Source organism: Ruegeria sp. HKCCD7628 (assembly GCF_057221005.1).
On record NZ_JBWVBA010000017.1, the window covers coordinates 1 to 20,043 of the forward strand.

Consider the following 20,043-nt stretch of genomic DNA (forward strand, 5'->3'; position numbering starts at 1 on the left):
ATCTGCGGATGTTTACGAAATCAAGAGCAACAAAGTATCGAACAAAGACTAATCGTTCTCCCGCAGCACCTTTTGTTATTCATCCGATCTTCGAACACTCGAATACACTTAGCAGTTCCACCGCTTTTTGTCGGATGTCAGGAACGGCGTCGCTAGATTGGTGTTAGACGGGTCATGTGTGGCTTCGTGCATAATCCCCCTCTAAGCGAATTTCGGACACGCAGCCGTTCAGGCAAAGGACCGGATCTAAAACCAGCTAAAGAGCGGAATTAACATTGATTTTGGGTGAGCTGGATGGCGTTAAAATTTCGGATTTAACCTTGAAACAGAAATGGGAGGTCACTTTGACCTCCCATCAACATTTTACCACAAGGCCTTGCCCGGTGCGCCGCCTTTTTCTTTGGCCGGTCAATTCCCGAAAATGTTGTTCAACAGGTTATTGATGGCCCGATCCAAACCGGTTTGCTTTTTACGACGCTGTTGCTGTGGCTGAGCGGTCCTGACGGGCGGGTCCGGTGCCAACATCGGCAGCGGTGTGGGCGTCATCCCCTCGGTCACGCGGACCATTGTTTCTTTCCATATCTCGGCGGGCAGACCACCTCCGGTAACGCCGGACAGTGGCGTGTTGTCATCATACCCCATCCATACACCAGCCACGTAGTCCGCCGTGAAGCCGACAAACCACGCATCCCGAGCGGCCTGCGTTGTACCTGTTTTGCCTGCCACCTGCCAGCCCGGCAGTTTCGCGCGCCCGCCGGTCCCTTCGGACACCACACGCTCCATCATCCAGGTCAGCTGCTTGGCCGCCTTATCGTTGATCACACGTTCGCCGATACCAGTTGTCGTCACCATGACAGGCGTTTCATCGCCCAATAGCTTCAGTTCAGTCAGGCCATAAGGCTCGACCGACGAACCGCCGTTCAGGATACCCGCATAAGCGCCGGTCATCTCGATCAGCGTGCTCTCGGACGCGCCCAGCGCCAGAGCTGGCCCCTCGGCCAGGTCGTTTGCGATGCCAAAACCGCTGGCAACAGTGCGTACGTTATCAAGCCCCGATATCTCGGCCACCTTCACCGCCGGGATATTCAGCGAGTTCATCAGCGCGTCTGCCAATGTCACCCGGCCATAGAACTTGTTGGTATAGTTCTTGGGACACCATGGTCCCGAACCGGGAATATCGATGCAGTAGGGTTCGTCCATCACCGTATCCAGCGGCGAATAGCCCAGCTCAAGCGCAGTCGCATAGACGAAAGGTTTGAAAGATGATCCGGTCTGGCGCAGTGCTTGTGTGGCGCGATTGAACGCACCCGAGACTCGGGTCTTGCGCCCGCCGACCATCGCGCGCACCGCACCATCCGCCGACATCACGACAATCGCGGCCTGAGCCTTGGATCCTTCACGCACCTTTTCCTGAAAGATATATTGCAACGCTTCTTCCGCCGACTTCTGCAGCCGCTGATCCAGAGTCGTGCGGATCACCACATCCTCAGTGGTGTTTCGGGTAAAGAACTCGGGTCCGCTGGCCATGACCCAATCGGCGAAATACCCGCCTGCGCGCGCAGCCGCGGCCTCGGACAGTTGTGCCGGCCGTGCGCGCGCCTCGCTGGCCTGCGCGGTGGACAGGTATCCCTGATCCTCCATCAACCCAACGACAAGCCGCGCCCGGTCCTGCGATCGTTGCAGGTTGTTGGTCGGCGCATAGCGGGTGGGGGCGACCAGCAAGCCCGCCAGCATCGCCGCCTCGGACGGTGAAACCTCGGCCGCTGAAATACCGAAATAACGCTGGCTGGCGGCTTCGAACCCGCGGGCGCCAGCGCCAAGGAAAGCACGGTTGAGGTAGATCGTCAAAATCTCGTCCTTGGAGTATTTCACCTCCATCGCCATCGCATAGACGGCCTCATTTGCCTTGCGCCAGAGCGAACCCTGTCGGCAATCGGACTCGTATGCGGCCTCTGACTCCCACTCGGCGGGATCATACGGCACACCCAGACACAGCAACTTGGCCGTCTGCTGCGTGATGGTCGAGCCCCCATGGCCCGACAACGGCCCCCGTCCTTCGCTAAGGTTGATACGCACGGCACTTGCCACACCACGGGGGCTGACACCGAAATGACGGTAGAACCGTTTATCCTCGGTCGCGATGACCGCGTGTTTCAGATGCGGTGAAACCGTATCTGCTGTGATCACACCGCCGAATTGGTCGCCGCGCCATGCAAAGACCTTACCCTCGCGGTCCAGCATCGTCACGGAACCCCGCGCGCGTCCGTCCAACAGCGAATCGACATCAGGCAGTGAGGTGTAGACAACACCGATCGCCAACGCGAGCAACAGCGCGCACACGGCCCCCACGCGCCAGGTCACGCCCCAGACCATACGCCAGAGCCAACGGATCAGGCGGCGGAAAAATCCGCCCCCTTTGCCACCTGATTTGTTACGTGTTTTCTTACGGGTGGACTTTCGGGTGGTGGTCTTGCGTGCGACAGCCTTCTTGCCCGCAGGTTTCGCGGTGCGCTTGGTCGCCTTGGGTTTACGACCCCTGGACGGGTATCTTTTGTCCGCAACCAAAGGGGATTTGCGACGCCTGGAATCTGTCATTTCCGAACTCTGCCCGGTTATCGTTTTGAGCCACCATACCTTGCCCGACCAATGAAGTTGAGGTCTGAATTTCAGGTAAATCGCTTCCTTATTGTGCACAATTTTTAGGCGTTGTCCTCATTCTGTGCAAAAATTGTGCACCTCGCCGCAAATTTCCCCAGCGTTTGGCTGCTCTCGGCGTTCCTAAACGCGGCCAGTCAGGCTTTTTTGCTGCGAGTGCAAACAAGCCGGACAGACCGGGAAGCAGAGGGGATCAACGTGAAACTGATCATTGCGACAATCAAGCCGTTCAAGCTGGAGGAGGTGCGCGAGGCACTGACCGAGGCCGGTGTGCGCGGCATGATGGTGACCGAAATCAAGGGCTTCGGCTCGCAGTCCGGTCACACCGAGATTTACCGCGGCGCCGAATACGCCGTGAACTTCGTACCTAAGATCAAGCTGGAAATCGTGGTGCCCGCCACGATGGCCGACCAGATCGTCGAAACCATCACCAAAACCGCCAAGACCGGCAAGATCGGCGACGGCAAGATTTTCGTCCTTGATGTCGAGCAGGCCCTGCGCGTGCGGACCGGGGAAACGAACGAAGAGGCGCTGTAAGGCGCCCCCATCCGTAAAAGGACAGATATCAGATGAAACTAAACCGAATTCTCACCACAGCCGCTGTGCTGGTCGCCTTTCCTGCGGCTGCCTTCGCTAATGACCCGCCTTCGTCGATGGAGGACGTGGGCTATATCTTCACCACTCTGCTGTTCCTGATGGCCGGTTTCCTGGTCTTCTTCATGGCGGCTGGCTTTGCCATGTTGGAAGGTGGCCTTGTGCGCTCCAAGAACGTGGCGATGCAGATGACCAAGAATATCGCGCTGTTTTCGATTGCGGCGATCATGTATTGGCTGGTTGGCTTCAACACGATGTATCCCGGCGACTTTAACGGCTTCTTCTCCCTTGGTGGTCAGACCGTTCTTGATCCGGTTGGCATTGCGTCTGCGGATGCGGCGCTGGATTATGCGTCGATCGGATCGGACTTCTTCTTCCAGCTGGTCTTCGTTGCCGCAACGGCCTCGATCGTGTCAGGTGCAGTAGCCGAGCGTATCAAGCTGTGGCCCTTCCTGATCTTCGTCGTTGTTCTGACCGGCATCCTGTACCCGATCTCTGGTTCGTGGCAGTGGGGCGGCGGCTGGCTGTCTGAAGCTGGCTTCTCGGACTTCGCTGGTTCGACCGTTGTACACTCGGTCGGCGGCTGGGCCGCTCTGGCAGGCGTGATCGTTCTGGGCCCGCGTATCGGCAAGTACAAAGACGGTAAAGTCCACCCGATGCCCGGTTCGAACCTGGCACTGGCAACCCTGGGTACGTTCATCCTGTGGCTGGGTTGGTTCGGCTTCAACGGCGGCTCGCAGCTGGCAATGGGAACCGTGGGTGACGTTTCCGACGTGTCGCGCATCTTTGCCAACACCAACATGGCCGCTGCATCCGGTGCCGTAGCGGCGCTGATCCTGACGCAACTGCTGTACAAAAAGCCTGACCTGACCATGGTGCTCAACGGCGCGCTGGCCGGTCTGGTCTCGATCACGGCTGAACCTCTGGCCCCGACTCTGTTCGGTGCACTTTGGATCGGTGCCGTGGGCGGTGTCATTGTAGTCTTCGCGGTTCCGATGCTGGACAAGTTCAAGCTGGACGACGTTGTCGGTGCGATCCCGGTTCACCTGTTCGCCGGTATCTGGGGCACCATCGCCGTGATCTTCTATGGTGAAGCCTCGTTGGGCACTCAGCTGCTGGGCATCGCAGCTTACGGTGTGTTCACCTTTGTCGGCGCGCTGATCCTGTGGGTCATCCTGAAGACCACCCTTGGCATCCGTGTCAGTGAAGAAGACGAGATCAACGGTCTCGACATGGCCGAGCTGGGCATGGAAGCCTACCCGGAATTCTCGAAGGGTTAATATCCCTGAGATACCCAAACCAAAGCCGGGCGTTCGCGCCCGGCTTTTTCTTTGGATCATACAGGCATGAAAAAAAGCCGCGCCCTAAGGCGCGGCTTTGATGTATTATTCAGATAGGCTTAAACGCCGACGTCGACAATCGCCTTGGCCAGAATCGGCACCGTGTTGGCGTTCAGACCAGCGATATTCAAACGGCTGTCTCCCACCATATAGATCCCGTGATCGTTGCGCAGTTGCTCGACCAATTCAGGTGCTGCGCCCAGACGCGAGAACATGCCGCGGTGCTGGGCGATAAAACCAAAGCGGTCTGATCCGGTCAGGCGTTGCAGCTCATCGGCCAGTTGCTGACGCAGGCCCAGCATGGACAGGCGGACCTCTTCCAGCTCGGCCGCCCAGTCGGCGCGCAGGGCATCGTCATTCAGGATCGTGGTCACAACCCGCGCGCCGTGGTCGGGCGGGAAGGAATAGTTCTGACGGTTCAGGAAGGCCAGCGTCGACTGGTTCAGCGACGTTTGCGCTGCGTCATCACTGATCGCCATCAGCAAGCCAGTCCGTTCGCGATAAACGCCGAAGTTCTTCGAGCAGGACGCCGCGATCAGGCAACGCTTGACGGATGAGGCTACCAGACGGGTTGCCTGCGCGTCTTCCTCAAGCCCGTCACCAAAGCCCTGATAGGCAATGTCGACCATCGCCACGAGGCCCAGCTCGTTGATAACGTTCACAACCTCTTGCCACTGGACCATGTTCAGGTTGGCCCCGGTCGGGTTGTGGCAGCAGCCATGCAGCAGCACGACGTCGCCTGCTTTGGCGGTTTTCAGATCGGCAATCATACCGTCGAAATCAACGCCACGGGTCTCACCGTCGAAGTACCGATAGGGAACGGTCTCCATCCCCAGATAGTTCAGGATCGACAGATGGTTCGGCCATGTTGGGTTCGACACAAAGACGCGGGCCGAGGGGTTGGCCATGCGGATCATCTCGAACGCCTGACGACAGGCACCGGTGCCGCCGGGGGTCGCCACGGCGGCGATGTTGCCACGCGGCACGGCATCGCCGAGGATCAGGTTAATCATCGCATCGGCATAGGCCGGATCACCAGCCAGACCCGTGTAAGCCTTGCTCTCCTGTTCCTCCAGAATGCGCTTTTCGGCGGCCTTGACGGCGCGCATCACCGGGGTCACGCCTTCGGCATTCTTGTAGACGCCCACACCCAAGTCGATCTTTTGATCGCGCGGGTCTTCGCGGTACATCTGCATCAGCGCCAGGATTTTATCGGCGGGCTGCGGTTTGAGGTTCTCGAACATCAGTTCTCTCCGGTTGCGACGGGCAGGGTCGGGAAGGCACCCCATTCAGCCCAGGAGCCGTCATAAAGCGAATGGTCTTTCTTGCCCAAGCGTTCCAGCGCCAGGCTAAGGATCGCGGCGGTCACGCCCGACCCGCAAGTGGTGATCGCGGGTTTTGTCAGATCAACGCCTGCGGCCTCGAACACGGCGCGGCAATCCTCGGGCGATTTCATAGTGCCTTTTTTGTTCAATAATTCGCCAAAAGGTACGTTGTGCGAACCCGGGATGTGGCCCGAGCGCAGCCCCTCGCGCGGTTCGGGCGCAGTGCCTGCAAAGCGCGCAGCCGCGCGTGCGTCGATGATTTCGTGGTCATTCAGCTTGGCAGCGGCCGAGACCTGCGTCACGTCCCGCACCAGATGGTTCTGCACGCGCACAGTCATGTGGCGGTCACGGATCACGGGGGGCAGGTCTTCGATCTCGCGGCCCTCGGCCTGCCATTTGGGAAAGCCACCGTCCAGCACGGCCACGTTCTCTTGCCCCATCAGACGGAACAGCCACCAGACCCGTGCCGCCGACATCAGCCCGGCACCGTCATAGACCACGACCTGATGCCCGTCGCCGACACCCATCGCCCGCATCCGCGACATGAACTTTTCAACCGGGGGCGCCATATGCGGCAGGTCCGAGCGGCGGTCGGAGATTTCATCAATATCAAAGAACCGGGCACCGGGGATATGGGCCGCGTCATATTCGGCCTTGGCATCGCGGTTCTGCGCAGGCAGATACCATGACCCATCCAGAACCCGCAGGTCCGGGTCTTTCATATGGGCCGCAAGCCATTCGGTAGAAACGAGGGTTTTCGGATCGTCCTGCATCAAAGCCTCCCCTAAGCGAGCTTGGGTTTTCCCTATACGCGCAGGGGTGCAGGTTCAAGGCTGGATGGGAGCAGCGGACCGCTTAACCGGCCTGACCATAGTGGTGCATGTTCAGAAACGCGGCACCCTGCGGTCCAGCGCGATAGCCATGGGGCAGATCGGCGGCAAAGCGCAGCCCTTGCCCGGATTGCAAAGGCACCCATTCGCCATCGCGCAGAATCTCTAGCGATCCGTTCAGCACGAACACCTCTTCGGTAACGCCCGCGGCGTGGGCGGCGGATTCGTGGCTCTGATTTGGGGCCAGATCGACATGAAAGGTCTCGGCACCCAGAACAGGATCATAGGGAAAGACGATCTTGACCTCGATGCTGCCGGGGAAAGTCACGGTTCGAAAGAGGCTTTCATCCGTAGGGTCACGCAACACCGACGATCCTATCAGCGCGCTGAGCGGCAACTGAAACCCTTTGGCGATCTTCCAAAGGGTCGCAATGGTCGGGCTGGATTCGCCGCGCTCGATCTGGCCCAGCATGGCTTTGCTGACGCCTGTCATCTCGGCCACCTTGGACAGGCTCAGCCCAGAGGCTGCGCGCACATCCCGTAGTTTCAGCGTAATGTCGTCCTGTGCCATGTCGTTCGTCTTTCGAATCCTCTTGTGCGTTATAGCGCACATGTGGTACGTGCGCTATAACGTACGAACCCCAAGACATGCAACCCGAGGCAATAGGGACACAGCGTCATGCCACTATACCGATCCAGAACCTCTACTCATGGCCGCAACATGGCCGGCGCCCGCGGCCTGTGGCGCGCAACCGGCATGGGGGATGACGATTTCGGCAAGCCAATCATCGCCATCGTCAACTCGTTCACGCAATTTGTGCCCGGTCACGTCCACCTGAAAGACCTTGGCCAGATGGTCGCGCGCGAGGTTGAAAAGGCCGGTGGCGTCGCCAAAGAGTTCAACACGATCGCAGTGGATGATGGCATCGCCATGGGCCATGACGGGATGCTGTATTCGCTGCCCTCGCGCGAGGTAATCGCGGATTCGGTAGAATACATGGTCAATGCACATTGCGCCGACGCGATGGTCTGTATCTCGAACTGTGACAAGATCACGCCAGGTATGCTGATGGCCGCCATGCGCCTGAACATCCCTGCGATCTTTGTTTCGGGCGGGCCGATGGAGGCGGGCAAGATCGACATCGCCGATCTGGACGCCAAGAAAATCGACCTTGTGGATGCAATGGTTGCTGCCGCCGACGACCGGTTCACCGACGAGCAGGTCCAGCATATCGAGGAAAATGCCTGCCCCACCTGCGGGTCGTGCTCGGGCATGTTCACAGCGAACTCGATGAACTGTCTGGCCGAGGCGCTGGGTCTGGCACTGCCGGGCAACGGGTCCACGCTGGCCACCCACTCGGATCGCAAAGAGCTGTTCCTTGAAGCCGGTCGCCGCATCGTCGAGATCACCAAGCGCCACTATGATCTCGACGAAAAAGGCTTCCTGCCCCGCGAAATCGCCACGTTTGATGCGTTCGAAAACGCCATGTCGCTGGACATCGCCATGGGTGGCTCGACCAACACCGTGCTGCACCTGCTGGCCATCGCGCATGAGGGCGGCGTGGATTTCGACATGTCCGACATGGATCGGCTCAGCCGGAAAGTGCCGTGTCTGTGCAAAGTCGCACCCAATACCGAGAATGTGCATATGGAAGACGTTCACCGCGCCGGTGGCATCTTCTCGATCCTCGGCGAGCTCAGCCGCGCCGGTCTACTGCACGAAGGTTGCAGCACTGTACATTCCGGCACCATGGGCGAAGCGATTGCCAACTGGGACATCAAGGTGGCCAACAACCCCAAGGCGCAAGACCTGTTCAAAGCGGCCCCCGGTGGAGTGCGCACAACGCAGGCATTCAGCCAGTCCAACCGGTACAAAGAACTGGACACCGACCGCGAAGGTGGCGTGATCCGGTCCAAGGAGCACGCGTTCAGTCAGGATGGCGGTCTGGCCGTTCTGTTCGGCAATATCGCGCGCGACGGCTGTATTGTGAAAACCGCCGGTGTGGACCCGGCCAGCCTGACGTTCACCGGCTCGGCCTATGTCTGCGAAAGCCAAGATCAGGCGGTGAACGACATCCTGACCGGCAAGGTGAAAGAGGGCGACGTGGTCGTCATCCGCTACGAAGGTCCGCGCGGTGGTCCGGGGATGCAGGAAATGCTGTACCCGACCTCATACCTGAAATCCAAAGGTCTGGGCAAAGCCTGCGCGCTGCTGACCGACGGTCGGTTCTCGGGCGGCACCTCGGGTCTGTCGATTGGCCACGTCTCGCCTGAGGCGGCCGAGGGCGGTGTTATCGGTCTGGTGCGCCAGGGTGACAAGATCGAGATCGACATCCCCAAACGCTCGATCCATCTGGCAATCTCGGACGAAGAACTGGCTACCCGCCGCGCCGAGCAGGATGAAAAGGGCTGGGAGCCCGCCGCACCGCGCAAACGCAAAGTCTCCACGGCGCTGAAAGCCTATGCCAAGCTGACCACAAGCGCGGCCAAAGGGGCTGTGCGCCAGGTTTGAGTTAGACACCGCTCAAGAAAAAAGCGGCCCACCTTTAGGGTGGGCCGTTTTTTGTTCTTTCATGCGGACAAAACCGCGCTTTCGCTGCGGCTTCACCAATGGCAATTTTTCGTAAAACTTTTCAGTTTTGCGTATTGAAATCAAAGAGTGTCGAATACCGATCTCGGGCAAGCGTTTTAGCCTCGGCCACGTTCAGCGACGCCTGCGTTTCTTATTCTGTCAGGCCCTTGGCGCACGATTTCGACCACAAACGGCGTGCAGATACGTGAGACCAGGGTAAGGCAGCTTCTGACAAACACAGTCTCAGAGGCGCTGGCAGGCCATCATAGGCTGACATGGGATCACCAGTCCGACGTTTGCGGCGGAGGCTACTTTGTTCAAGATTGCCGCTCATATTTCGTCTTCCTGATCGGCCACGGGGTCGAGAACGAGGACGAGCCGGGTTTCGCCTGTTCCCTCGATGGGCGGCGATCGATGTAGCAAACCCGAAGGTGTCTCGGCAGGCCAAAGCGTTCCGCGCAAGAGGATGGGTGAGCCGGTTTGAACCGTGAACACACGTTCCGGTTCAGTACCGTCGGTCGATATTCCGTATTGCGTTCCGGTGCCTCGATAGGTGCACACAAGCCGTGCAGTGATGGCGTCGATGTGAAACCTGCGACAGGCGTTGGTTGTTACGACGTCCAACCGCAGTCGCAGGAAACTGGCGATCATCAAGTCTGAGAACATGTCGGCCAGCCCAGCGATATCCGCCTGAAGCCAGTCGCGTTCCGCCCCGGCGGGTAAATTGGCCATGTCAAAGAGGTGCTGGACCGTTTCACCGACTGCATGCGCCGGAAGGATAACCCGAGCGCGAGGCAGAGTTTCGACGTCAACGCCATCCAACCAGGATTGCACCTCTGGCGGCGTTTGCCGACGCCAGATCGCAGCGGCACAGCCGGGCTTCAGGAACGTGCTCAAGGCCGTTGGATCATCTGCGATACCGACACCAATGGCGGCATCCTTGATGTTCTTCCGGGCAAAATTCATGCTGCATCCTCAACACGACGCCACCCCGGAAACGGATCGGGCAGGTCAAGCGACAAGGCGTCTGGTCCGCTTGCCACGACTGTCGGAACAAGGCAGCCATCCAGTTTTGCCGTCAGAGCGGTCCAGTTAATACCGGCACCGATGAAAACCAGTTCCTGCCGCCGGTCTCCCCAAGGCTTTGCCCAATGTTGTTTCATGTAGCCAGATGCCGCGACATGGTCGGGCCAGCGATCTTTGGGCACGTTCGCCCACCAGGTTCCAATGGGCTTGATGCTCGACAACGATCCAGCCAACGAAAATTCCGCCACCCATTCTGGTCGGGTTGCGATCCAGAAATGACCTTTAGCCCGGATGACGCCCGGCATGTCATCGTTCAAGGCTGCAAGAATTTTTTCAGGGATAAACGGAGCCTTTGCACGGTAAACGTAGGAGGCCACACCATATTCCTCTGTCTCAGGCACATGGTCAGCAAAACCATACAGCTCCTTTGCCCACATCGGATGTTCATGTGCCTGCTCGAAATCGAAAAGACCTGTATCGAGGATCTTTTCAGCTGCAACCTGCGATTGGTTGGTTTCGGTGATTTCCGCATCGGCATTGAGGCTTCGGATTATCTTGCGCGCCCCGTCGACCTTTTCGGGGCCTGCATCATTGACCTTGTTCAAGATGACAACATCGGCAAACTCAATCTGATCTGTCAGCAGATGCACGAGGGTGCGTACGTCCTCTTCGCCCATGGTTTCGCCGCGATCGCTCAGGAAATCGTGGCTGCCGTAGTCGTTCAGAAGGTTCACGGCATCAACCACCGTGACCATGGTATCGAGCCGAGCCACATCTGACAGGCTCTCCCCGAATTCATCTCTGAAATCGAAAGTGGCGGCGACGGGCAGTGGTTCGGATATCCCGGTGGATTCGATCAGAAGATAGTCAAAGCGCCCCTCTGTGGCGAAGCGGCACACTTCGTCAAGCAGGTCATCACGCAGGGTGCAGCAAATGCAACCGTTTGAAATCTCCACCAGCGTCTCGTCCGTTCGACTAAGCTCGGTATCGGCCCGGACCAGGTCCGCATCAATGTTCACTTCCGACATATCGTTGACGATAACCGCGACTCGTCTTCCGTCCCGATTATTGAGAACCCGGTTGAGAAGGGTTGTTCTTCCTGCACCCAGAAAGCCGGAAAGCACCGTGACCGGAAGACGTTCATCTGACATAAACCGCTCCAAAGCTGATGTGATATTTCTCGCAACTTACGCAGTTACTAGACTAATGAAACTACAAAAGTTACGTGTATGATCCGTTTGGAGAAAAACCGCACATGAAACGAAACTCTCGCCTGTCGCTTGCTCTGCATACACTCAGCCATATGGCCGGAGAGCCGGACCGCGTGCGGACGTCGTCCGACATCGCAGATCACGCGGGCACCAATCCTGTTGTGGTCCGCCGCGTGCTAGGAAGGCTGCGAGAGGCGGGTCTGCTGACCTCGGAGAAGGGTCACGCAGGCGGTTGGCGCCTGGCCCGCAAACCGCAAGAAATTTCCCTGGCCGATGTCTACCTTGCCCTTGATGAGCGTTTGGTCGCTTCTGACGAGATCAGCGAAGCCCCTGCATGTTCCGTCGAGCACGCGTTGCAAAAACGCGTATCCGGTGTCCTTGAGGAAATCGAACAGAGCCTTATCCAGAAGCTTAGCGAAACATCGATTTCCGAAGTGCGGGATGCCTGATCTGGCATAGATCCGCACAGAGCAACCGTTTGGTTAGCGTGCAGCATCGTTTGGTTTAGGCTCGGAGCAGACATTTGCCGCGCCTGGGCAGAATGACGGTTCTGCAGACAAAGCTGCCATTAGCTAATAAGTAAGCAATGGCAGCGGTTCGCAAGAAAGCGGACATTTCCGCTCCACACGTTGGTCCGGACGACCGCCTCGGCTTTGCTCATTCACAGTGTAACCTCCGCGCGTTTACCTTTTAACGCAGCTACACTAACTCGAAAAACGGCCTTCTGAGCTGCCGATAAGACAAACAGCAGTACCGAGACGACGACGTATTACGAAGTTGTCTTTTCAGTTTGACAAGAAGTGCTCGGGTTTCTCTCCGCCTCACTTTAACTAATTCGTATTTTTGACTTTGTTTGGTAAGCGCGTACAATTGTAACAGCTTTAGGCGCAAAATCCGCAAGTTAGGCCACCTTCACAGCGACGAAGTAAGGAACGCGGAAGGCACGGGAGAGGGATATGAAGAGAATTTTTGGTTGGCTATTTGCCTTCGTGTTGCTTACCGGCTGCTGGGAGAAGGAAGAAGATGCGACCCAAACACTTATTCGACCTGTCAGAGCCATCGAGATTTCCGACCTCTCCAGTTTGCATGACCGATATTTTGTCGGAACAGCCAGGGCCGCGCGCGAAGTCTCATTGGCCTTTCGCGTACCGGGCAATGTTGTTGGCGTCGATGTTCAGGTTGGCGACCTTGTAACGAAGGGTGCCATTATGGCAGCCTTGGATCCAGCCCCATACCAGGCCGAAGTAGACCGGCTTACCGCCGAACTAGCAAGCGCACAGGCAACGTTTGAGAACGCCAAGTTGCAAACAGATCGGCAACGATCGTTGGTCGAAAAGGACGTTGCAGCTCAGGCGACACTTGACCGATTTATCGCTGGCGAGACATCCGCTCAGGCGGCCATCAATTCTGTTCAAGGCGCTCTGGACAGAGCCACTCTGGATTTAACCTATACGAGTTTGGCGGCACCGTTCGATGGCCGTGTTGTCGGCAAATACATTGAAGATTTCGAAGAAGTCGCCGCTCAGACTCCGGTGCTGCGCATTTTGGATGCCGAACGCATCGAAGTGGTGATCGATATCCCCGAACGATACATCGCCCTGATCCCCCACATTGAAGACATCACCGTTACTTTTGATGCTCTGGGGGATGTGGTTCTACCGGCGGAAATCAGCGAGATTGGATCCGAGGCTTCGGCGACGACCCGAACCTTCCCTGTCACGTTGATTATGGATCAACCGGAAGACGCACTTGTTCTTCCCGGTATGGCTGGGCGCGTCCGTGGCCAGCCAAAGGAGGGGCACGAACCATTCGATGCGATCATGGTTCCTGCCAGCGCGGTTTTCGTGCCTGAAGGGGAAACATATCCGCATGTCTGGGTATTCGATGCCAGCTCAGAAACCGTAACGGCAAGGAAGGTTTCGCTTGGCACGCCCCGGTCACAAGGGGTGGCCGTTAGTGAAGGTCTGGAATTTGGTGATGTGGTCGTCACTGCCGGAGCGAACTCTTTGCGAGAAGGCCAAAAAGTTTCACGACTTTCCGAGGATACAGAGTAATGGGTCTCGCGGCGTTCTCCATCCGCAACGCTAAATTCGTTTGGTTCACGGTAGTCATGCTTACGTTGGGCGGCATTTCGGCTTTCTTTAGTCTGGGGCAGCTAGAAGACCCCGAGTTCACTATCAAAACTGCGGTTGTGACCACCCTCTATCCCGGCGCCAGCCCTGAAGAAGTTGAGCAAGAGATCACAGAACGTATCGAGCTGAAACTCCAGGAAATTAAGGAGATTGATTACATCTCGAGCGAAAGCAGGGCGGGTGTGTCGACGATTAAAGTCGAAATTCGCCCGAACTATTGGTCGGACCAGCTACCGCAAATCTGGGACACACTACGTCGGAAAGTCAGAGACGTGGAAACAGACCTGCCCCCTGGCGCGGGTCGTCCTGCCATCAACGATGATTTCGGTGATGTCTTCGGTCTACTGCTGGCGATGACGTCCGATGGGTTCTCCGCTCAGGAGCTTGATGGGTATGCCGAAGATTTCAAGCGAGAGCTCTCGTTAATCGACGGTGTCGGCCGCGTCGATCTTTGGGGCGAACGCGACAGGGTCATTTATCTGGAAACACGGGAAGAAGCCTTGGCCGCATTGGGAGTCTCGGCTCAGACAATTCTCAACACGTTACAGACCCAGAATGCGATCGTGGATGCAGGGCAGGTAAACGTCGGTGACTACCGCATGCGCATTGCGCCCAGCGGAACCTTCACAAGCCCAACTGACATAGCAGATCTAGTCGTCCGACCGAGTGGTCTGGATCAGGCTCAAAGCGGTCAACGTCGTGGGCCAGAGTTGCTAAGGCTGGGCGACATCGTTGAGGTTAAAGAAGGCTACATTGACCCACCGATAACTATGATGCGCTATAATGGCCTTTCATCTATTGGGTTGGCCATATCCTTCCAGTCTGGGGTCAACGTTGTCAGTGTTGGTGAGGCGGTAGATGCGAGAGTATCAGAACTGATCGCAAGCCTGCCGATGGGCATCGAGGTTGAACGGGTTCATTGGCAATCCGATGACGTAAACCTTGCGGTCAGCAGTTTTCTGGTGAGCCTTGCCCAAGCCGTCGCAATTGTCCTGGTCGTTTTAACTTTGGCGATGGGTGTTCGGATGGGGATCATCATCGGCAGTGGGCTGATTCTAACAATCCTTGCCACCTTCATACCCTTGGCAGCACTTGGCATAGATCTTCAGCGCATGTCCTTGGGTGCATTGATCATTGCGCTCGGCATGATGGTAGATAACTCGATCGTCGTCGCGGACGGCGCGATGGTACGGATGTCGCAAGGAATGGACCGAGCAAAGGCCGCGATTGAGGCCGCAACGCGTCCCGCCATGTCGTTGCTTGGGGCCACGTTTGTCGCGGTCATGGCTTTCTACCCGATCTTTGCATCTGTCGAGAGCGCAGGGGAGTACTGCCGAACACTCTTCTCAGTTGTCGGGATCGCGCTGCTGGTCAGTTGGTTGCTGTCGATGACGGTTACGCCACTGCAATGCGTTGCCATGCTACCGGAGCCAAAAGGTGGAGCAAGCGAGACCTTTGACACCGGTTTCTATGCGATTTACCGCCGCTTTCTAGCTGCGGCGATCCGCGTGCGTTATCTGACGATCGGGGTGGCTTTGGGTGCTTTGGTCATTGCCGGGGTTGGTTTTGGCTCTGTCACGCAGCTGTTCTTCCCGACCTCGTCGATGACCAAATACATGATCGACTATTACGCGCCCGAGGGAACTCGGATTGAAGCCGTGTCAGAAGCGATCTCACGGATCGAAGAAAAGGTTGAAATGGACGATCGTGTGACCGGCATCGCCAGCTTTATCGGAGCTGGCCCGCCCCGTTTCTACCTGCCAGTCGACCCCGAGGGAACCAACCCGTCCTACGCGCAAGTCATTGTGAATGTCGAGGATTACCGCGACATTCCCGAGATGACCAAAGAGATATCGCTTTGGATATCAGCCAACATGCCTGAGGCGACCTCTTTCACACGTCAATTCGGTGTGGGACCCAGCAACACCTGGGCATTCGAGAACCGCATCATTGGCCCATCGGATGCTGATCCTGAGACTCTGCGCGAAATTGGTGACAGAGCAGTTGCGATACTGGATCAGCATCAATGGACGAAAGTGGCGCGCACCGATTGGCGCAACCGTGTCCTGAAAACTGTCCCAGACTATGACCAGGACCGAGCACGGTGGACCGGTATCACGTATGAAGATCTTGGAAACACAACAAAACGTGCATTTGACGGGCGTTCGGTCGGCCTCTACCGCGAAGGTGACGAGTTGCTGCCAATCATCGTTCGGCCTGGTGCAGAAGATGTGGCAGCCGTCGACAACTTTGAACTGTTGCAACTTCAGTCACCGTTTTCTGTTGAGCCTGTCCCATTGGCACAGGTTGTACGCGGCGTGAATATTCAGCCGGAAGATCCAACGATCAATCGTCGCGACCGGCGCCGTGTTCTGACTGTGCAAGCCAATCCAATCGATAGCGTAACTCTGCCGAGTTATCGCGCCGCAGTTCTTGCCGAATTCGAAGCTTTGGAGGCTGACTTGCCACCGGGCTACAGCATGGAATGGGGTGGAGAGCACGAGGACACAGTGTCCGCGCAAGCGTCTTTGATTCCGGGTATGATCCCCGCGTTTTCGATCATGGCACTGATTGTCGTTGGGCTATTTAACTCATACCGCAGACCGTTGGTCATTTTCCTGACTGTACCTTTTGTGCTGATAGGTATTGTTCCGAGCCTACTTCTGACAAATACACCGTTTGGGTTCGTTGCATTGCTCGGGGGCATGAGCCTGGCGGGCATGATGATCAAAAACGCAATCGTTCTGATCGATCAGATCAACGATAACTTGGCCGAAGGTCAGCCGGGCTATGACGCCGTTTTGAATGCCGGGGCCTCAAGACTTCGCCCCGTCGTACTGGCCGCCGCCACTACCGTTTTGGGTGTGATACCGCTACTCCCAGACGTGTTTTGGGTCGGTCTTGCTGTCACGATCATGGGCGGTTTGACGGTGGGTACGATGCTCACAATGATTCTGGTCCCGGTCTTGTTCGCCACGCTGAGCGGCATTCGACAGTCACCGAAAGCGGTTTGACGTCACCTTTTTTAACGGTCTTTGGATCGTTTTTTGTGGAGCATGTAGTTGTTGAGTTTAGACAACTCATTCGGGGGTAAAGATGGACAATACGGTACTCTACTTTCTAGTCGGCATCTTCGTGGTTGGCTTAGTTTCATTGGGATATTTTGCCAAAGGTAGCGGGGCACTGCTTGTGATAGTGATACTGGTTGGTGTGTTGTTGGCAATGAGCGCATATTTTGGAGGTTTCTTTGGCGAAACACCGAAGTGAGCTTGCTATGGCATTTTTGAAGACGCGTCGCTAGTTGCACGAAACGTCAGTTTATCCGAGAACGAGGCTTACTGGATTCTCTGTCTTTTTGCTGCGCCGAGAAAAAGATGGATTTCCTGTGCTAGTGGCCGATTTTCACCAGCGCCTCCTGAGAATATTGCCGCTGCGAAAGCGCCTGTCAAACTTGAGTCCAACAAACGAAACCTCGCGCATAGCAGCATAGACGCGACTAGAAGTCGGTGTGCTCTCCTCCTTGCGGTCAACAAGTCGCAATTAGAGATACCAGTTAGCAGATTTCCATAAGTTTAAGCGCAATCTGTTTGGCCTGCTGTGGTTGCTTTTCAGACCTTCACCAATGCCCGAATGGCTATCCGCACGGAGGTATTCGCCTAACTGCGAGAAGTCCGCTTTCTGCGCATTGCCTCCGCTTTTCCAATGCAAAGCGTAGATCAAAGTGGACTCAAAGCAGACGCTCATAAGCAAATCATGCCTTAGACAAATGCATCTCTGCCCGGGGGCGCCTGCGGCCCCTCAATCGCCCAGTTTGGCGTGAACCTCGTCCAGATCAATCTCGCCGATTGGCATTTTGTTCGCAGGGTTCTCGAAATCATATTTGAACAGCTCGAAATCCTGTTTGTAGATTTCATAGACCAGATGCATCGACAGATCGTCGAAGTAATCCTCGACCGGGTGGGCGCGCTTGGGGCCGTGACCTTCGGACTCGTTGAAGCGCGGGATCTGGGACAGGTCCACACTGTGCGGCGTGTCCAGATGGTTCAGAACGTCCTGCATTCCGTCATTGAACGCTTCGGTCCAGAAAATCTGGTCGTATCGCCCGCCGTTGACGATAAAGGTCGAGACATGACCTGACATAGCCGACCAGTGAATATCGGGATCCATCGGCCTGCGCCAACGGATCGTATCACGCGCAAACAGCAGAAACCGGCGGAAACTGGCGATCTGGTCGAACTCACCCTTTCCGTCATCACCGCCAACCTCGATCCCGTAATTGTAGATCAGCGTCGGTACCAGGTTCCCGCGATACCGTTTTCCGTTGCGCTGAATCCCGCATATCTTGTCAAAAAACGAACTTAGAATCCGGGTGTATGGATTGCGCACGCATGTGAACGCATAAGACGCATGCGACCTGACATTGTCCGAGATCGGCCCCTGACTGCCGTCAAAAGCCCATTTGTGCATCCCATCCTTGGCGTCATGGATGTCACCTTCAAAAAACTGACCGTGATCCGAATAGTACATGATCTGCCCGATGGTCGAGCAGGCGCATTTCGGTACCACACGGTACACCATGCTTTCACTCTCGGTCATCCATGTTCCGGGAAAACCCATCTGCAAGCCTCCTATGCGGTTTGCCGCACTCGCATTTCATTGCAAAAAACCAAAAATATTCTGTTTATTCAATCGTTCATCCTCAGTATCACGGGTGGCACCGGGCGAAAATGGGAAACAATGAACCAACATGGCGCGCATTGCCTATATCCTTCTGTGTCATAAAGATCCGGACGCAATCATAGCGCAGGCCGAACAGCTGACTGCGGCCGGTGACTGTATGTCTATACACTTTGATGCCCGCGCCGATGCGGTGGCGTTTCAACGCATACAGGATGCGCTGAAAGACAATCCGAATGTGACCTTTGCCGGCAAGCGGATCAAGTGCGGTTGGGGGGAATGGTCCCTGGTTCAAGCGACACTGTACGCCTTGCAGGCTGCGGTGCATGCGTTTCCCCGGGCCACGCATTTCTACATGCTGTCCGGCGATTGCATGGCCATCAAGACTGCGGAATACACGCACCGTTTTCTGGCCGAGCAGGACATGGATATCGTGGAATGCCACGATTTCTTCGAAAGCAATTGGATCAAAACCGGGATGAAGGAAGACCGGCTGATCTATCGCCATTTCTTCAACGAACGCACGCAAAGCTGGCCCTTCTATACCTCATACGAATTGCAGAAACGCTTTGGCCTGACCCGCGAGGTTCCGGCGGATATTCAGGTGATGATCGGCAGCCAATGGTGGTGCCTGCGCCGCCGCACGATCGAGATGATCCTGGATTTCCTGCGCAAGAGGCCGGACGTGAAACGGTTTTTCTCAACCACCTGGATTCCGGACGAGACGTTTTTTCAAACGCTTGTGCGCCATCTTGTGCCAAAAGAAGAGATCGACAACCGCACCCCCACTTTCCTGATGTTCTCGGACTACGGGATGCCCGTGACGTTTTACAACGATCACTATGACATGTTGTTGGGTCAGGATTACCTGTTCGCCCGCAAAATCAGCCCCGAGGCTCACGAGTTGAAAGAACGTTTGGGCCGACTTTATGCAACCAAGGGCGTTGATTTCCCGATCTCGAACGAAGGGCGCAACCTCTATAGCTTTCTGACAGGACGTGGCCGTGTCGGGCGTCGACATGGGCAACGCTTCTGGGAAGCCAGCAATACTCTGGGGTCCGAGCGCGAGCTGTTCGTGGTCGTTTGCAAAAAGTGGCATGTCGCCAAGCGCCTTGTCGACCAAATCGCCTCGGAAACGGATGTTCCTTGCGTCGAATACCTGTTCAACGAAGATGATACCCAATTACCCGACTTGGGCGGTATAGAAACAACATTGTTGAAACGGTCGCGCCACCGGCGTGCCGTCGTGCGGATGCTGTTTGAAAACTTTGAAAGTGATGCTCTGGTCTTGTGCGTCGATCCGGCCAACCTGGACATCATCAAGGATTTCTGCGCCGATCAAGCCAAAACCCACGTGTTAGAGATAGAATGTCAGTATTCTGACGACTACCTGATCGGTCATGCCCGACGTGTCGGATTGGCCGGGGTGGATAGTCCTGCGGACACTGTTGCGCCATTAGTTCCAACGCTGCGCAATGCCTTGGCCTATGAATCTGAATTGATCAGAAACGCCGCACTTGATGAATACACACGCTTGCGCGAGACAAATTCGCGGGCCGAGAACGAGGCTGCGGTTGCCCGGTTTCTGCGTGTATCGAAAGAAAAGGCGCAAGCGATCATGCAGCTGGATTACCTTTTCGCGGATTGATCCGGCGGCGCTGTTTTGCGCCGCCGGGCTGCT

At 56.6% G+C, this 20,043-nt stretch carries 16 protein-coding genes; 8 read left to right on the plus strand and 8 right to left on the minus strand.

Annotation, left to right across the window (positions count from 1 at the left end; all coding sequences use genetic code 11):
* Positions 1-408: 408 nt before the first annotated feature.
* Positions 409-2,595 (minus strand): transglycosylase domain-containing protein, encoded by a 2,187-nt coding sequence (locus AC2TAD_RS20885; protein ID WP_480870223.1) that lies wholly within the window; start codon positions 2,593-2,595, stop codon positions 409-411.
* Positions 2,596-2,853: 258 nt separating this feature from the next.
* Here AC2TAD_RS20885 and AC2TAD_RS20890 point away from each other — a divergent pair, with 258 nt between their 5' ends.
* The gene (locus tag AC2TAD_RS20890; protein ID WP_058273036.1) at positions 2,854-3,192 is read left to right on the plus strand and encodes a P-II family nitrogen regulator; all 339 of its coding nucleotides are present in this window, start codon (positions 2,854-2,856) and stop codon (positions 3,190-3,192) included.
* 32 nt (positions 3,193-3,224) lie between these two features.
* Positions 3,225-4,529 (plus strand): ammonium transporter, encoded by a 1,305-nt coding sequence (locus AC2TAD_RS20895; protein WP_170353832.1) that lies wholly within the window; start codon positions 3,225-3,227, stop codon positions 4,527-4,529.
* 119 nt (positions 4,530-4,648) lie between these two features.
* On the opposite strand, the gene AC2TAD_RS20900 is transcribed toward AC2TAD_RS20895, so the two are convergent.
* The 3 genes from AC2TAD_RS20900 to AC2TAD_RS20910 all read right to left on the minus strand — a co-directional run bounded on the left by AC2TAD_RS20900 (position 4,649) and on the right by AC2TAD_RS20910 (position 7,315).
* Entirely contained in the window at positions 4,649-5,833 is a 1,185-nt protein-coding gene (locus AC2TAD_RS20900) for an amino acid aminotransferase (RefSeq protein WP_480870227.1), read from the minus strand.
* The gene (gene sseA / locus AC2TAD_RS20905; protein ID WP_480870230.1) at positions 5,833-6,687 is read right to left on the minus strand and encodes a 3-mercaptopyruvate sulfurtransferase; all 855 of its coding nucleotides are present in this window, start codon (positions 6,685-6,687) and stop codon (positions 5,833-5,835) included. The genes AC2TAD_RS20900 and sseA overlap by 1 nt, the downstream gene beginning before the upstream one ends.
* Before the next feature lie 82 nt (positions 6,688-6,769).
* Entirely contained in the window at positions 6,770-7,315 is a 546-nt protein-coding gene (locus tag AC2TAD_RS20910; RefSeq protein ID WP_170353838.1) for a helix-turn-helix domain-containing protein, read from the minus strand.
* Between the two features lie 108 nt (positions 7,316-7,423).
* Here AC2TAD_RS20910 and ilvD point away from each other — a divergent pair, with 108 nt between their 5' ends.
* Positions 7,424-9,256 carry a dihydroxy-acid dehydratase gene (gene ilvD / locus AC2TAD_RS20915; protein ID WP_480870234.1) on the plus strand — a complete coding sequence of 611 codons (1,833 nt, stop codon included), beginning with the start codon at positions 7,424-7,426 and terminating at the stop codon, positions 9,254-9,256.
* 211 nt (positions 9,257-9,467) lie between these two features.
* On the opposite strand, the gene AC2TAD_RS20920 is transcribed toward ilvD, so the two are convergent.
* From AC2TAD_RS20920 to AC2TAD_RS20930, 3 genes are read right to left on the minus strand one after another with little or no spacing between them, the layout of a single operon-like run.
* Positions 9,468-9,650: a DUF6525 family protein gene (locus tag AC2TAD_RS20920; RefSeq protein ID WP_480870236.1), complete on the minus strand. Its 183-nt coding sequence runs from the start codon at positions 9,648-9,650 to the stop codon at positions 9,468-9,470.
* On the minus strand, positions 9,647-10,282 hold the full coding sequence (locus AC2TAD_RS20925; protein WP_480870239.1) for a DUF1826 domain-containing protein: 636 nt from the start codon (positions 10,280-10,282) through the stop codon (positions 9,647-9,649). The genes AC2TAD_RS20920 and AC2TAD_RS20925 overlap by 4 nt, the downstream gene beginning before the upstream one ends.
* On the minus strand, positions 10,279-11,493 hold the full coding sequence (locus AC2TAD_RS20930) for a GTP-binding protein (protein WP_480870242.1): 1,215 nt from the start codon (positions 11,491-11,493) through the stop codon (positions 10,279-10,281). The genes AC2TAD_RS20925 and AC2TAD_RS20930 overlap by 4 nt, the downstream gene beginning before the upstream one ends.
* Before the next feature lie 104 nt (positions 11,494-11,597).
* Here AC2TAD_RS20930 and AC2TAD_RS20935 point away from each other — a divergent pair, with 104 nt between their 5' ends.
* The 4 genes from AC2TAD_RS20935 to AC2TAD_RS20950 all read left to right on the plus strand — a co-directional run bounded on the left by AC2TAD_RS20935 (position 11,598) and on the right by AC2TAD_RS20950 (position 16,952).
* A complete protein-coding gene (locus AC2TAD_RS20935; RefSeq protein ID WP_170353847.1) occupies positions 11,598-12,002 on the plus strand; it encodes an RrF2 family transcriptional regulator in 405 nt (134 codons plus the stop codon).
* A gap of 507 nt (positions 12,003-12,509) precedes the next feature.
* Positions 12,510-13,607 carry an efflux RND transporter periplasmic adaptor subunit gene (locus AC2TAD_RS20940; protein WP_480870245.1) on the plus strand — a complete coding sequence of 366 codons (1,098 nt, stop codon included), beginning with the start codon at positions 12,510-12,512 and terminating at the stop codon, positions 13,605-13,607.
* Positions 13,607-16,699 carry an efflux RND transporter permease subunit gene (locus AC2TAD_RS20945; protein WP_480870247.1) on the plus strand — a complete coding sequence of 1,031 codons (3,093 nt, stop codon included), beginning with the start codon at positions 13,607-13,609 and terminating at the stop codon, positions 16,697-16,699. The genes AC2TAD_RS20940 and AC2TAD_RS20945 overlap by 1 nt, the downstream gene beginning before the upstream one ends.
* A gap of 82 nt (positions 16,700-16,781) precedes the next feature.
* On the plus strand, positions 16,782-16,952 hold the full coding sequence (locus AC2TAD_RS20950) for a hypothetical protein (RefSeq protein WP_170353852.1): 171 nt from the start codon (positions 16,782-16,784) through the stop codon (positions 16,950-16,952).
* Between the two features lie 531 nt (positions 16,953-17,483).
* Here the strand turns inward: AC2TAD_RS20950 and AC2TAD_RS20955 are convergent.
* Positions 17,484-18,302, minus strand: coding sequence for a sulfotransferase family protein (locus AC2TAD_RS20955; protein ID WP_480870249.1), 819 nt, complete (start codon positions 18,300-18,302; stop codon positions 17,484-17,486).
* 130 nt (positions 18,303-18,432) lie between these two features.
* Here AC2TAD_RS20955 and AC2TAD_RS20960 point away from each other — a divergent pair, with 130 nt between their 5' ends.
* Positions 18,433-20,010 (plus strand): DUF5928 domain-containing protein, encoded by a 1,578-nt coding sequence (locus AC2TAD_RS20960; protein ID WP_480870251.1) that lies wholly within the window; start codon positions 18,433-18,435, stop codon positions 20,008-20,010.
* The last annotated feature ends 33 nt before the right edge of the window (positions 20,011-20,043 follow it).